At 47.1% G+C, this 13,934-nt stretch carries 13 protein-coding genes; 8 read left to right on the top strand and 5 right to left on the bottom strand.

The genetic code is table 11. The features are described from left to right. Positions 1-18: 18 nt before the first annotated feature. From AR442_RS19080 to AR442_RS19090, 3 genes are all read right to left on the bottom strand, one after another. The gene (locus AR442_RS19080) at positions 19-1,203 is read right to left on the bottom strand and encodes a DUF58 domain-containing protein (protein WP_053285257.1); all 1,185 of its coding nucleotides are present in this window, start codon (positions 1,201-1,203) and stop codon (positions 19-21) included. Next, positions 1,203-2,165 carry an AAA family ATPase gene (locus tag AR442_RS19085; RefSeq protein ID WP_053285258.1) on the bottom strand — a complete coding sequence of 321 codons (963 nt, stop codon included), beginning with the start codon at positions 2,163-2,165 and terminating at the stop codon, positions 1,203-1,205. The genes AR442_RS19080 and AR442_RS19085 overlap by 1 nt, the downstream gene beginning before the upstream one ends. 138 nt (positions 2,166-2,303) lie before the next feature. Next, positions 2,304-3,176: a cation diffusion facilitator family transporter gene (locus AR442_RS19090; protein ID WP_014417084.1), complete on the bottom strand. Its 873-nt coding sequence runs from the start codon at positions 3,174-3,176 to the stop codon at positions 2,304-2,306. A 385-nt stretch (positions 3,177-3,561) separates the two neighbouring features. Here AR442_RS19090 and gabP point away from each other — a divergent pair, with 385 nt between their 5' ends. The 4 genes from gabP (at position 3,562) to AR442_RS20710 (ending at position 7,264) form a co-directional block, all read left to right on the top strand. Continuing rightward, positions 3,562-4,947 (top strand): GABA permease, encoded by a 1,386-nt coding sequence (gabP, locus tag AR442_RS19095; RefSeq protein WP_012116987.1) that lies wholly within the window; start codon positions 3,562-3,564, stop codon positions 4,945-4,947. 108 nt (positions 4,948-5,055) lie between these two features. Continuing rightward, positions 5,056-6,594 carry an outer spore coat copper-dependent laccase CotA gene (gene cotA / locus AR442_RS19100; RefSeq protein WP_029973759.1) on the top strand — a complete coding sequence of 513 codons (1,539 nt, stop codon included), beginning with the start codon at positions 5,056-5,058 and terminating at the stop codon, positions 6,592-6,594. Between the two features lie 203 nt (positions 6,595-6,797). Next, positions 6,798-7,007, top strand: a complete 210-nt coding sequence (locus tag AR442_RS19105; RefSeq protein ID WP_007408879.1) for a cold-shock protein — start codon at positions 6,798-6,800, stop codon at positions 7,005-7,007. Positions 7,008-7,105: 98 nt separating this feature from the next. Continuing rightward, positions 7,106-7,264 (top strand): hypothetical protein, encoded by a 159-nt coding sequence (locus AR442_RS20710; protein WP_021495202.1) that lies wholly within the window; start codon positions 7,106-7,108, stop codon positions 7,262-7,264. 30 nt (positions 7,265-7,294) lie between these two features. On the opposite strand, the gene AR442_RS19110 is transcribed toward AR442_RS20710, so the two are convergent. Beyond that, a complete protein-coding gene (locus AR442_RS19110; protein WP_053285259.1) occupies positions 7,295-8,341 on the bottom strand; it encodes a TolB family protein in 1,047 nt (348 codons plus the stop codon). Between the two features lie 65 nt (positions 8,342-8,406). Beyond that, positions 8,407-8,775 (bottom strand): septal ring lytic transglycosylase RlpA family protein, encoded by a 369-nt coding sequence (locus AR442_RS19115; protein WP_014417081.1) that lies wholly within the window; start codon positions 8,773-8,775, stop codon positions 8,407-8,409. 363 nt (positions 8,776-9,138) lie between these two features. Here AR442_RS19115 and AR442_RS19120 point away from each other — a divergent pair, with 363 nt between their 5' ends. The 4 genes from AR442_RS19120 (at position 9,139) to AR442_RS19135 (ending at position 13,928) form a co-directional block, all read left to right on the top strand. Beyond that, on the top strand, positions 9,139-10,179 hold the full coding sequence (locus AR442_RS19120) for a 2,3-butanediol dehydrogenase (RefSeq protein ID WP_007408876.1): 1,041 nt from the start codon (positions 9,139-9,141) through the stop codon (positions 10,177-10,179). Positions 10,180-10,367: 188 nt separating this feature from the next. Next, positions 10,368-10,865, top strand: a complete 498-nt coding sequence (locus AR442_RS19125) for an RNA polymerase sigma factor SigV (RefSeq protein ID WP_003155802.1) — start codon at positions 10,368-10,370, stop codon at positions 10,863-10,865. After that, complete coding sequence (rsiV, locus tag AR442_RS19130; RefSeq protein ID WP_053285260.1) at positions 10,865-11,725, top strand: anti-sigma-V factor RsiV; 861 nt, start codon at positions 10,865-10,867, stop codon at positions 11,723-11,725. Before AR442_RS19125 ends, rsiV begins: the two co-directional genes overlap by 1 nt. 271 nt (positions 11,726-11,996) lie before the next feature. Beyond that, positions 11,997-13,928, top strand: coding sequence for an acyltransferase family protein (locus AR442_RS19135; RefSeq protein ID WP_014417079.1), 1,932 nt, complete (start codon positions 11,997-11,999; stop codon positions 13,926-13,928). Positions 13,929-13,934 lie beyond the last annotated feature (6 nt).

The raw sequence follows: 13,934 nt of genomic DNA on the forward strand, positions 1-13,934 counted from the left end.
GGCGCGCCACCTCTCTTTCTAAACAACATGGGACACCCGTTTGTCCCTGATCATTTGCACCTTAATATTTTTTTGAGCGAAGATGAGAGCGAGTTTCCGTTCTTTGTCCGAAAGCGCGGCATTCGTTTCTTTCGCCAAAAACACCGTCATGTCAGCACGGCCGGGCTCAGCCTGTTTGAGAAGGTCTTCTGTAAGACTGCCCGTCACGACGGCAATGGAAGCTTTGCGGACGCGCGGATCCGCCAGCTCTTTTTCTAAACGCCCGCCTGCACCAGCTTCTTCCGATTCTGAAGCTGATGCCAGGTAACGCAGCATCTTTCTGAAATGCCGGTCTCCCTCCCCGACGGGAAATACGGTCCGGTCGCTCCCCAATGAAATAAACCCTGCGGGAGAGCCCTTCATAAGCGCCGTGTAAAGCAGGGATGCCGAAGCTGACACCGCGGCTTCAAACGAAGGGGACGGCCTGCAGTCCAAAAGGAGAATCATATTCATACTCTGCAGCGGGTCAAATTCCTTCGTCATCAGCTCATTTCGCCGCGCCGATGTTTTCCAGTCAAGTGCGGAAAACCGGTCGCCCGGCTGATAATTTCTGACGCTCGCAGCCATTGCGGAGCGGTGTACCTGAAACGGAGCGCCGGCACCCGCACCCTCTTCTCCGGATGCGGCCTGCGGCTTATAGTGAACAGACCCGTACGCCGGGAAAACCAGAACCGTATCCGTTACGGAAAACGACGCCGTCTTGTCCAAAAGCCCGAGAACATCTCCCGTCCGCACTCTTATCGTATGTAAATGATGCTCTCCGCGCGGCACCTGCGGCAGCTCATATTGTAACGTCAGCTTCCTTTGAAACCACGGAAACACGAGCTGTTTCGCACTGCGCCTCTCGCCAAGCGTTTCCGGCATCACATCTTCAATGACCATATATGTCAGCGGAAACGGCAGGCGCCTCGTCAGCCTGATGGTGACAGACAGCCTGTCGCCTGAGGTTAACTGGGCAGAGGACACGTCACGCGTCACCTGAAACGCCCGCAGCGGGTACACAGCGACCAGCCCGGCGTAAACGGTAAACGGCAAAAACGCATAAAATAAAAACCAGCTCACAAATCCGCCCTGAAACATGGCATAAGAAAAGACAGCCGCCGTCAGTACGGCCAACATAAGCAGCTTCCAGCCATATAGAAGCCAATGCATCTTCTTTCTCATTAGCGGACCGACATCCTTTGGACGGGCACTTTTTCCGTTTGCATGATGTCTTCTATAATCGCTTCCGGCGTCACATCGTTAAATTTCGCCTCTGCGGTCAGGATCATTCTGTGCGGCAGCGTATACGGAGCCAAATACTGGACGTCATCAGGAATGACGTAATCGCGGTCATGAAGCAGCGCGTACGCCTGCGCGGCTTTCATTAATGAGATTGAACCGCGCGGACTTACGCCCAGATGTACGGACGGATGCCGGCGGGTATGCTGAGTAATGCCGACGATATACGCTTTTATTCCATCATCCACCCGCACCTGCTCCAGTTTTTGCTGAAGGCTGATAAACTGTTCTTTAGAAATGACGGGCTCGATTGTTTCAAGCGGATTGCGCCCTTCCTGCAAAGACAGAACCCGAAGCTCTTCCTCGGCAGTCGGATAGCCCATGCGCAGCTTAAATAAAAACCGGTCAAGCTGGGCTTCGGGAAGCGGATACGTTCCTTCATATTCAACCGGGTTTTGTGTGGCCATGACGAAAAACGGCTCAGCCAGCCGCATTGTCTTTCCGTCAATCGTGACATTCCCTTCCTCCATTGCCTCAAGCAGAGAAGACTGTGTTTTCGGAGAGGTTCTGTTAATTTCATCAGCCAGCACGATATTCCCCATGATCGGTCCCGGGCGGTATTCAAATTCCATCGTTTTCGTATTATAAATAGAGACACCCGTCACATCTGACGGCAGAAGATCCGGCGTGAACTGAATCCTCTTAAAGTCAGCTCCGATCAGTTTGGCCAAAGCGCGGACCATCATCGTTTTTCCGACTCCCGGCACGTCTTCCAGCAGCACATGCCCTTTTGCGAGAATGGCGGCCAGACTGAGTATGGCGATATCCCGTTTTCCTATGATGATGTTTTCAATATGCTCAACGGCTTTCTCCAGCAGCGGATGCAGCTCTTCTTTATAAGCCATTCTTCTCCTCCTAGTCATCTCTCAAATTTCAATTATCGTAACCTAACTTTACCACAAAATATAAACAGTATAAAAAAACGTTTCCAGCGAATTGTTTCCAGTCTGAAAAAGGAAAAAGCTCCCTTTAGAAAGGAAGCTTTATTTCAGCTGGAGAGGCTCCATATGAACGTGTGAATGGTCAATGGCATGTTCCTCTTTCATCTTGCGTTCTACCTCATTTGCGATCTCATGACTCTCTTTAATGTTCAGATCTGACGGCACTTCAATGACGACATCAATATGAACGGAGCTGCCCAGATATCTCGCTTTAATATCTTTTAAACGGCTGACGCCCGCAATCTGTTCAATCGTCTTTTTATAATCAGAAATATGTTTGACATCAAAACCGTCAGTCAGCGAATGAGAGGATTCCTTAAAAATATCCCACGCGGTTTTGCAGATGATCAATCCGATGATAAACGCGGTAACCGTATCCACCCAAGCCAAATGGAACTGTGAAGCAAAAATTCCGATAAACGTGCCGATACTGACGAGCGCATCTGATTTATTATCAGCGGCCGCAGCTGAAAGGGCCTGGCTGTTTACCTTTTTGGCAAGCCCTTTCGTATAGCGGTAGACCATCAGCATCACGACGGCGCTCCCCGCGGCCGTCCAGGCGGCTATCATATCCGGTGTTTCCTCTTTAACGGAAAAAATAGATTGCGCGGCGCTGAACAGCACTTGCATTCCGACAAGCATCATAATAATGGAAGCGATGAGTGACGCGACGGTCTCCGCCCGAAAATGGCCGTAAGGATGATCTTCGTCAGGAGGTTTCTGAGAGATGCGCAAACCGATGAAAACAGCCGCAGATGCCACGATATCAGTCGTATTATTTAAACCGTCGGCCTGAAGCGCTTCTGAGTGAAACAAATAACCGATCACAAGCTTCACAGCCGACAATGCCGCATATGCGCCAATACTGACAATCGCTCCGGTTTCGCCTTTTTTCAATTCATGATATCTCTCCACTGAAAATCCTCCTTCCCGTTCAATTTTTCCTTCATTATCATACAAAGCGAAGACACAGTGGGTCTATAGAAACATGATTCACTTTCCACAGAAAAATAGTAAGCATAGAACATTTATGCGCTCAGGAAACTTATTTTTATTCACGAAACCCCTCTCATCCCAATCGTATCAAGGATTCTCGCCACCCTATGTTCATGGAATTATTTTCAAACCCATTAAAACACAAAAATAACAGAAAATTATTTCTTTTCCTTCCGGCACCTTCTGCTGTACGGACGAGAAAAAATGTCATATTTTCTTACATCATTTTCAACTGTCTGTGGCATTTATGATAGAATAATACTTGTCGGAATATTCAGCATAAATAAACTAAAGGAGGCAAAGAATGAATCAGCCTAACTCTTTATCAAAGGGATTAAAAACCCGGCATATGACTATGATTTCAATTGCCGGCGTGATCGGCGCCGGATTATTTGTCGGAAGCGGATCCGTCATTCATTCCACCGGACCCGGAGCGATTGTCTCCTACGCTTTAGCAGGATTATTAGTGATTTTTATTATGAGAATGCTGGGGGAAATGTCCTCCGTCAACCCGACAAGCGGTTCGTTTTCACAGTACGCGCATGACGCCATCGGTCCTTGGGCCGGTTTTACAATCGGATGGCTGTATTGGTTTTTCTGGGTCATCGTCATTGCCATTGAAGCCATTGCAGGCGCCGGAATCATACAGTACTGGTTCCCGGGCATTCCGTTATGGCTGACGAGTCTGCTTCTGACCGTGCTGTTAACACTGACGAATATTTATTCAGTTAAATCGTTCGGCGAATTTGAATACTGGCTTTCCTTAGTGAAGGTAGCGACGATCGTTGTCTTCTTAATCGCGGGATTTGCGTTCATTTTCGGAATCGTCCCCGGCAGCAAACCGGTCGGGCTGGAAAATCTGGCGGGCAGCGGCGGATTTTTCCCTAAAGGTCCAAGTTCCGTTCTGCTCGGCATCGTCGTTGTCATTTTTTCTTTCATGGGATCTGAAATCGTCGCAATCGCAGCGGGAGAAACGTCAAATCCGGTCGAATCCGTCACAAAGGCGACCCGCTCAGTCGTTTGGCGGATCATTATTTTTTACGTCGGCTCCATTGCGGTTGTGGTCACACTGCTGCCGTGGGATTCAGCCAATATTTTGGAAAGCCCCTTCGTTGCCGTTTTGAGCCATATCGGGGTTCCCGCAGCCGCTCAAATCATGAATTTCATCGTCCTGACAGCCGTTCTGTCCTGCCTGAACTCCGGGCTTTATACGACGTCACGGATGCTGTATTCACTGGCAGAGCGAAATGAAGCGCCGCGGCGTTTTATGAAATTGAGTAAAAGAGGCGTACCGGTTCAAGCCATTATCGCCGGCACCTTTTTCTCCTATATTGCCGTTGTTATGAACTACTTTTCTCCCGACTCCGTATTCTTATTTCTGGTCAATTCATCAGGGGCGATCGCACTGCTCGTTTATCTCGTCATCGCCGTCTCACATCTGAGAATGAGAAAGAAAATCGAACGGACAAACCCTGAATCTCTTAAAATCAAAATGTGGTTCTATCCGTACTTAACCTACCTGACGATCATCGCCATTTGCGCCATCTTGTTATCTATGCTGTTTATCAGCTCAATGCGGTCTGAATTTCTGCTGACAGGATTTATTACTCTGCTGGTGCTTGCCTCATATGTATTCCGCAAAAAACAAAAACCGAAAGAGAGCGCTTCCGAAAGCCGGGTTGCGCAATAACCGCAAACACCCTCCTCAAAAAAGGGCGGGTGTTTTTTTAACCAACCTGTTCAAGGCAGCATTAACTGTAGTACAGGATTTCAATAAATGATAAGGACAGGATGAAAAATGGCACTAGAAAAATTTGCAGATGAACTGCCGATTATCGAAACACTCCAGCCGCAGAAGAAATCAGACGGCAGCACGTATTATGAAGTCACCATGAAGGAATGCTTTCACAAGCTGCACCGCGATCTCCCGCCGACCCGGCTGTGGGGGTATAACGGTTTATTTCCCGGCCCGACGATCGACGTGAACCAAGATGAGAACGTCTATATTAAATGGATGAATGACCTTCCGGATAAGCATTTTCTGCCTGTGGATCATACCATTCACCATTCAGAAAGCGGCCATCAGGAACCCGATGTCAAAACCGTCGTCCATTTACACGGAGGAGCAACCCCGCCGGACAGCGACGGCTACCCGGAAGCCTGGTTCACAAAGGATTTTAAGGAAACGGGTCCTTATTTTGAGAAAGAGGTATACCATTATCCAAACAAACAGCGCGGGGCTCTGTTATGGTATCACGATCACGCCATGGCGATTACGAGGCTCAATGTGTTCGCGGGGCTTGCCGGGATGTATATCATCCGCGAGCGAAAAGAAAAGCAGCTGAAGCTTCCCTCCGGAGAGTATGACGTACCGCTTATGATTTTGGACCGCACGTTAAATGACGACGGTTCCTTGTCTTATCCGAGCGGACCTGCTAACCCTTCCGAAACGCTGCCCGACCCTTCCATCGTCCCGTTTTTTTGCGGAAATACCATTCTCGTCAATGGTAAAGCGTGGCCGTATATGGAAGTTGAACCGCGGACATATCGTTTCCGCATCCTTAATGCCTCCAATACAAGAACATTTTCTCTCTCGCTCAATAACGGCGGGAAGTTTATCCAAATCGGTTCTGACGGCGGACTGCTTCCCCGCTCTGTCAAAACACAATCTATCAGCTTAGCCCCGGCAGAGCGGTATGATGTGCTCATCGATTTCTCCGCCTTTGACGGAGAACATATCATTTTAACGAACGGCACCGGCTGCGGGGGCGACGCCGATCCGGATACAGACGCCAATGTGATGCAATTCCGCGTCACAAAACCGCTGAAGGGAGAAGACACAAGCCGTAAGCCTAAATATCTTTCAACAATGCCTAATGTGACATCAAAGAGAATACACAATATCAGGACGCTTAAACTCACAAATACGCAAGACAAATACGGCCGGCCCGTTTTGACGCTGAATAACAAGCGATGGCATGATCCTGTGACAGAAGCGCCGAAGCTCGGCACAACGGAAATCTGGTCGATTATCAATCCGATGGGGGGCACCCATCCGATACACCTGCACCTTGTCTCCTTCCAAATCCTTGACCGGCGCCCTTTTGACTTAGAGCGTTATAACAAATTCGGCGACATTGTGTATACAGGCCCCGCCGTCCCGCCTCCTCCAAGTGAGAAAGGCTGGAAAGATACCGTGCAGGCGCACTCGGGAGAGGTCATCAGAATCGCGGCGACTTTCGCTCCTTACAGCGGACGCTACGTATGGCACTGTCATATTTTAGAGCACGAAGATTACGACATGATGAGACCGATGGACGTCACGGATAAGCAGTAAACAAACATCCCCCTTTTCTGAGAGGGGCTTTTTTATTTATCCAAAAAGAAAAAATAAGAAGACACTTATTTGCATATACTGTAATAACAGGAAGACGGTGCACCCTCATTGGAAATCTGGATAGAAAAAGGAATTAGGAGATTAGGGAAAAGTATGAGACAATGAAGGAGTGCACGAAAATTCATAAGGGAAGAAGTGACTTTATGTCTTACTACAACAAACGTAATCAGGAACCGCTGCCTAAAGAAGATGTCAGTACGTGGGAATGCACAAAAGAGGACTGTATCGGCTGGAGCAGAAAGAATTTTGCCGGCAGTGATACCCCGACTTGCCCCCTTTGCGGCAGTAAAATGATCGACGGCGTCCGTTCGTTGGTAAATCTCCAAAACAATAATCAAACGGCATCAAGTTAGACCTCCCTTTTACGAGTCTCAACATAGAGAAGGCCTCCATGTCTCATGAGAGGCCTTTGCGTTATCATGTCCTTTTATGATGCAAAGGAGCAATGAACATGAAAAACGATCGGCAGCAGAAAGATCTGAAGGAATTGGCAAAACGGCGGAAAATGAACCTTGCCGCACAGTCATTCATCGAAACGCTTCATTTTGCCGTTCCGATTCTCCGTTTTTTCAAATGGCTCGCCTCAGCCGCAGCCAGCTTTGTTCATTAAAAAACACCCAGCGGGCGCTGAGTGTTTTTTTCATGATTGGATGACGGAAAAACTGTTGATAATGCCGTTGTCATTTTCCCAGACTTTTTCGCATTTTTTCGTATCCAAATGATAAGCATAAATGGTCCGGACCTTCGCATTCCGCCCCGTTTCATCCTTCAGACGCTTAGCGCCTTTTGCTTCCGCCATGAAATAAATGATGCTGCCGTCTTTAGAAAACTGAGGCTGGGCATCAATCAGCGGAGCGAAGTCCTTCCCGTTTGAGATAATCGTTTCATCTTTTTTCGTTTTGACATTCATCAGACGGATGGACGCTTTTTGTTCCGTCCCTTTTTGGGTATAAGATGTAAAGACAAGGTTCTTTCCGTCCGGTGACACCGCCACGTCGCTGATAAACTGTTCAAGGTTTGTCAGATCCTGAAGGTGTTCGCCCGCTCCTGCCGCAAACCGGATATTCGTCGGTTCAGGGTCAATCCCCTTCTCATTTGCCTCATCCGTTTTTTGATAATCCTCTTTTACGGAATAATGCAGAAGCGCAAAATCGTTTTGGCTGCGGTTATAAAAGAAGCTGCTTACACTGTCGTCTTTCTCATCGGCGGCGGGATACAGATTTTCATAACGTTTCGTTTTCAAATCAAAAGATGCGAGACGGAAAATATCTTCATCCGCTTTTCCGAGACGGAAATAAATGTGCGTCAGATCCTTTGATAAAAACAGACTGTCAGCGCTTGCCGTTCCTTTATAAAGCACCGTCTTCTTTTTCGTCTTCAGATCAAGCTTATACAGACGCATCTCATTTTGGTCATTATTCCCGACAAAATAGAGCACCTGATGGGCATCATCCAGCGCAAACGCCGGATATGCCGAAAGCTTTTCCTCGTACAGCACGCGGCCGTCCTCGTAATATTTCGTCATCAGATCTTTGTCTGTAATGGAAACAAGCAGCTTGTCATGACCGCCGGAGACAACGGCTTTCCCGCCGCCGTGGCTTTTTCCTTTAATCAGTAAAACGGCCGCGATGACCGCCGCCGCCAAAACGGCGGCCAGCAACATCCAGATCCATCGTTTCTTCTTCATTATCAATCTCTCCGTCAATCAGAAAAAGCAAGAATCAGTGTCCTTGCTTTTTAAGATGGTCTATTTTAATAGCTGTAGTGTCCGGATACTCTTCCTTTGCTTAATGGATATCCAAGCGCTTTGAACGCTTTCGGGCTGACATCCAATACGGCATTCGGCATACGGCCTACATCATTTTTGTATACGGTGATAACCTTTTTCGGTTTTGCTTTGGCATAAGCTCTGATTTTCGTTCCGTTTCTCGGAACGTCAAATCCTAATTTTGTCGCGCAATCCCAGTGTCCCAGTTTTTTACCGGAAGATCCTTTTTTACCGACTCCATTATACCATGTAATATTTCCGTTCACTTTTTTAGCACTTGCATCAGAAGAGTAACTGATCGCTCCCAGCGTGCTTCCTGCTAAAATCAATAAGGCTAAGAATAACTTCTTCAAGCTTTCGTCCTCCTGATTCTTTATTCTAGGCAAAATTATACACCAAGAAGACGATTATAATATTTCAATCACTTTACATGTTCATTACAACGTGATGAGACATGCACATAACGACGGCACAATTTCCTGTTCTATATAATTCCATGGTAAATTATACTACAAAATTTAATTCATTAGCGTTATAATATTCATAGAGTATTTCTGCATTCAATATGGACTTTTTATAAGGCCTATTGATAGTTGCATAATATGATATATTTTGAGAAATCAGGCTTTAGGAAGCAGGCACTTTATTCCTTTTAACCGTGGTTCATATTGATCATGTACCTATACTCGTTTCAATCAGACTAGGAGTGATAATCAATGAAAGCGGCAAGATGGCACAATCAAAAAGACATTCGAATCGAAAACATTGATGAACCTAAAGCAGAACCGGGTAAAGTCAAAATTAAAGTCAAATGGTGCGGGATTTGCGGAAGCGACCTTCATGAATATTTGGGAGGCCCGATCTTTATTCCGGTCGGCAAACCTCATCCGTTAACAAACGAAATGGCGCCCGTCACGATGGGTCACGAATTCTCAGGAGAAGTCGTTGAAGTGGGCGAAGGCGTCAAAAATTACAGCGTCGGCGACCGTGTCGTCGTGGAACCGATTTTTGCCACACACGGACATCAGGGAGCCTATAACCTTGATGAACAAATGGGATTCTTAGGCTTAGCCGGAGGCGGCGGCGGATTTTCTGAATATGTATCCGTTGACGAAGAATTGCTGTTTAAGCTTCCTGAAGAGCTTTCTTACGAACAGGGCGCGCTTGTTGAGCCGTCAGCGGTAGCGCTTTACGCCGTCCGCCAAAGCAAATTAAAAGCGGGCGACAAGGCGGCAGTTTTTGGCTGCGGACCGATCGGGCTGCTTGTGATTGAAGCCCTGAAAGCGGCCGGCGCCACAGATATTTACGCGGTTGAACTTTCACCGGAACGTCAGGAAAAAGCGAAAGAACTCGGCGCTATCATCATTGATCCGTCAAAAACGGACGATGTCGTTGAAGAAATCGCTAAACGCACAAACGGCGGCGTTGATGTTTCTTATGAAGTAACAGGCGTTCCTGTCGTTCTCCGCCAGGCAATCCAGTCAACAAACATTGCCGGTGAAACGGTTATCGTCAGCATCTGGGAAAAAGGAGCGGAAATTCATCCGAACGATATCGTCATCAAAGAACGGACCGTAAAAGGCATTATCGGATACCGTGACATCTTCCCTTCCGTTCTTGCACTGATGAAAGAGGGCTACTTCTCAGCAGATAAGCTCGTCACTAAAAAAATCGTGCTCGACGACCTGATTGAAGAAGGCTTCGGCGCTTTAATCAAAGAGAAAAACCAAGTGAAAATCTTAGTCAAACCGAACTAAACCGTTCAGCTGAATATCAGACACATCCGAAAAAGAGCCGTTCCGGCTCTTTTTTTCATCTCATCGTCTTTCCTTCCTTTTCCTTTTAAAAATGATCCCCTCTGCGCAAACTATTTTTCACCCTGTCCCGTCTATCCTTAGGCAGCAGCCTATGATACGTATTTTTAAAAAAGGAGCCCTTTGAAGCAATGAAGAACGAAACAGCCAAAGCGTCGCTTGTGACGTGCATAACTGAGCGCAAGGAAGACTTTTACCGGCTTGCGTACAGTTACGTAAAGAACAAGGATGACGCGTTAGATATTGTTCAGGAATCAATTCAAAAAGCGCTGACATCGGTCGAATCCGTCAAAAACCCCGATGTGATCAAAAGCTGGTTTTATAAAATTTTAGTGCGCACGGCCATTGATTTTCTCCGCAAACAGAAAAAACTGAAAGTGATGGACGATGAAACGATCGAGTTTTTAAGCCGCGGAAAGGAAGATCACTACAAAGACACAGACCTTCACGAAGCGCTTGATGACCTGCCGCATCAATATAAAACCATTATCATTCTGCGTTTCTTTGAAGACCTGAAATTAGAAGAAATCGCGGACATCACGGGGGAAAACATCAACACCGTCAAAACACGCCTTTACAGGGGGCTGAAGCTCATGCGCATTCAGCTGACGAAGGAGGATCTTTCTTAATGGAAAAGAGATTAGAACAATTAAGAGAAGAGTATAAAAGTGTGCCCATTCCTAAGGAACTGGACAGCATTGTCGAAAAAGCCCTTCGGCAAAAACCGAAGAAAAAACGAATCGTGATGTGGCCGACATCCGCGGCAGTCGCTGCGGCCGTCTTATTTACCGCCGTTGTCAATATCAATCCGGATGCCGCACAAGCCATGTCTAAAATCCCCGTCATCGGCAAAGTCGTCCAAGCCATCACATTCACGGAGATGAAGGAAGAAAAGAACCAATCAAGCATTGATGTGAAAACGCCCGCTCTGTCCGGCCTTTCCGATCATAAACTCGAAGACAGCATCAACCGGCATTATATGAAAGAAAGCAAAGAGCTGTATCAGGAATTTATGAAGGCGACCTCAAAAAGCAAAAAAGGCCACCTCAGTATTTACAGCGATTATGAAACCGTTACTGACACAGCGGATCTGATCTCAATCCGACGTGATATCGAAAAAACGCAAGCTTCCTCTTATACACAAAGCCGTTACATCACGATTGATAAAAAGAATGAGGCCGTGCTTACGTTAAAGAGCTTATTTAAAGATGACCGTTATATTAAAGTCATCAGCGAAAATATTAAAGAACAAATGAAAAAACAGATGAAAGAAGATCCGAATAAAATATACTGGGTCGAAGATGATGATATGACGGAGCCTTTTAAAGCCATCCGCGCCGACCAGAATTTTTATATTACAGATAAGCACAAACTTGTTATTTCATTTGACGAATATGAAGCGGCACCCGGATATATGGGCGTTACAGAGTTTACAATACCGACCTCCGTCATCTCCAAGCTGCTTGTCGGAGACCGCTACATCAGATAAAGAAAGAAAAAAATCCATGATATCCGCAGATCATGGATTTTTTCTTACGTCCCGCAACAGCCAAGATGCATAAGGGACCCTTTTCATATAACAGACGCCGGACGGGGGCTGAAAAGTTTAAGAAAATCACAGCATTTCATTCATTTTTTCTGAAACAAAATCCCCTTCCGAATGCGTCTAATTAACGGAACAAATGGAAGACTGTACAGAAATCTGCCATAGCCATCCGCAAAACAGCGAGAATTTCCGCGCACATTATTGGAGGAATACCATGTCAGACAAGTCACTGCATCACCGCTATATTCCCGGACTGGATGGACTTCGCGCCTTTGCCGTCCTCGCAGTTATCGCATATCATCTGAATTTTAACTGGGCCGACGGCGGTTTCATCGGTGTTGATATCTTTTTTGTTTTATCGGGGTATTTAATTACATCTATTATATTGCCTGCCCAAGGCAATGCCATCACCCTTGATTTGCGTGATTTTTGGGTGCGCCGGATCAGGCGGCTTCTGCCGGCGGCTTATCTCATGATTATCACGACAGTCATTTGGGTCGTATTGTTTAACAGCGAGCTCCTGCATACCGTACGCGGAGATGCGGTCTCCTCACTTTTTTACATAAGCAATTGGTGGTTTATCTTTCATCAACTTTCTTATTTCGACAGCTTCGGCTCCCCTTCGCCATTAAAAAACCTTTGGTCGCTGGCGATTGAAGAACAGTTTTATATCATATGGCCCTTCCTGCTGCTTGCGGGAATGTACATATGTAAAACACGGGCCCGGCTTGCGGCCGCGGTCATGTTCCTCGCGTTATGTTCGGCAGTCGTAATGAGTATGATGTATGTGCCCGGCGGAGATCCGAGCCGCGTTTATTACGGAACGGATACCCGCTCATTTGAATTGCTGATCGGCTGCGCTTTAGCTTTAGTGTGGCCGATGAAACGATTATCTTCCAAACGGCTGCCGAGCAGCATGAAACACCTGCTTCACGGGACGGAGCTTGCCGCTTTTGCCGCGCTGCTGCTTTGCGTCTTTTACACGGATGAATATGAACCCTTCCTGTACAAGGGCGGCATGCTTTTGATCAGCATCACCGCAGCGGTTCTTGTCGCATGTTTATGCCATCCGAGCAGCTTTTTGGGACATGTTCTTTCATGGAAGCCGCTTCGCTGGATCGGAACGAGATCATACGGAATCTATCTTTGGCATTACCCGGTTATCGTGCTGAGCACACCCGTACAGGAAATCGGAAATCCGGTTTATTGGCACTGCGCCGTCAGAATCGGCGCCACTTTCATTCTTGCCGAGCTATCTTACCATTTCATTGAACAGCCGATCCGCACTGCGGGCTTCCGGCCATTTTTACGCCGCGTGTTTCTGAACCGCTTTCTGGAATGGAAGACGTCCTCTGTCATCAGCAGAATGTCGCTCGGCCTTATTCTTGCCGCCATTCTCGTATTTGCGGGCGGGCTGTCAGGGATAGCCGAAGAGAAAAAACAGCCGCAATGGACGTACGCGCAAAATGATCAGCAAGAAACCGCCGCCTCTTCGCACAAAACGGCCGATCACGATCAGCCTGCAAAAGAAGAAGACAGCAAGAAAAAACACGGCGGCGAAAAAACGGACACCGCGTCAGACAAAAACAAGAAAGAACCAACAGACAAATCAAATACAAAGAAAAACGAAGAGAAAAAGGAACGGTCATCTCAAAAAACGGCTGATTCAAAACAAACACAGCCTCAGCAAGACGTGCTGGCCATCGGTGACTCGGTGATGCTGGACATTGCGTCATACCTGCGGCAGTCCCTCCCTCATGTCACCATCGACGGAAAGGTAGGAAGACAAGTCTCTCAAGCACTCCGGCTCACTTCGGAATATGCGTCATTTAATCAGCCGAACAAAGCGGTCATCATCGAGTTAGGGACGAACGGCTATTTCACAAACAGCCAAATTGAATCACTGATCAGCTCCTTTTCAAAAGCCGATATCTATCTTGTCAACACACGTGTGCCGCGGCAGTGGGAAAGCAAAGTAAACGAATCATTGCGCCGGCAGGCCGAGTCACGGAAAAATGTGACGCTTGTCGATTGGCACGCAAAAGCATTGCAGCACCCTGAATACTTCACACCGGACGGCGTCCATCTCATACCTGAGGGTTCTAAAGCGCTGACATCTCTCATCGTTCAAACAATGAAATCATGACAAAAA

Source organism: Bacillus velezensis (assembly GCF_001461825.1).
Taxonomy (GTDB): Bacteria; Bacillota; Bacilli; order Bacillales; family Bacillaceae; genus Bacillus; species Bacillus velezensis.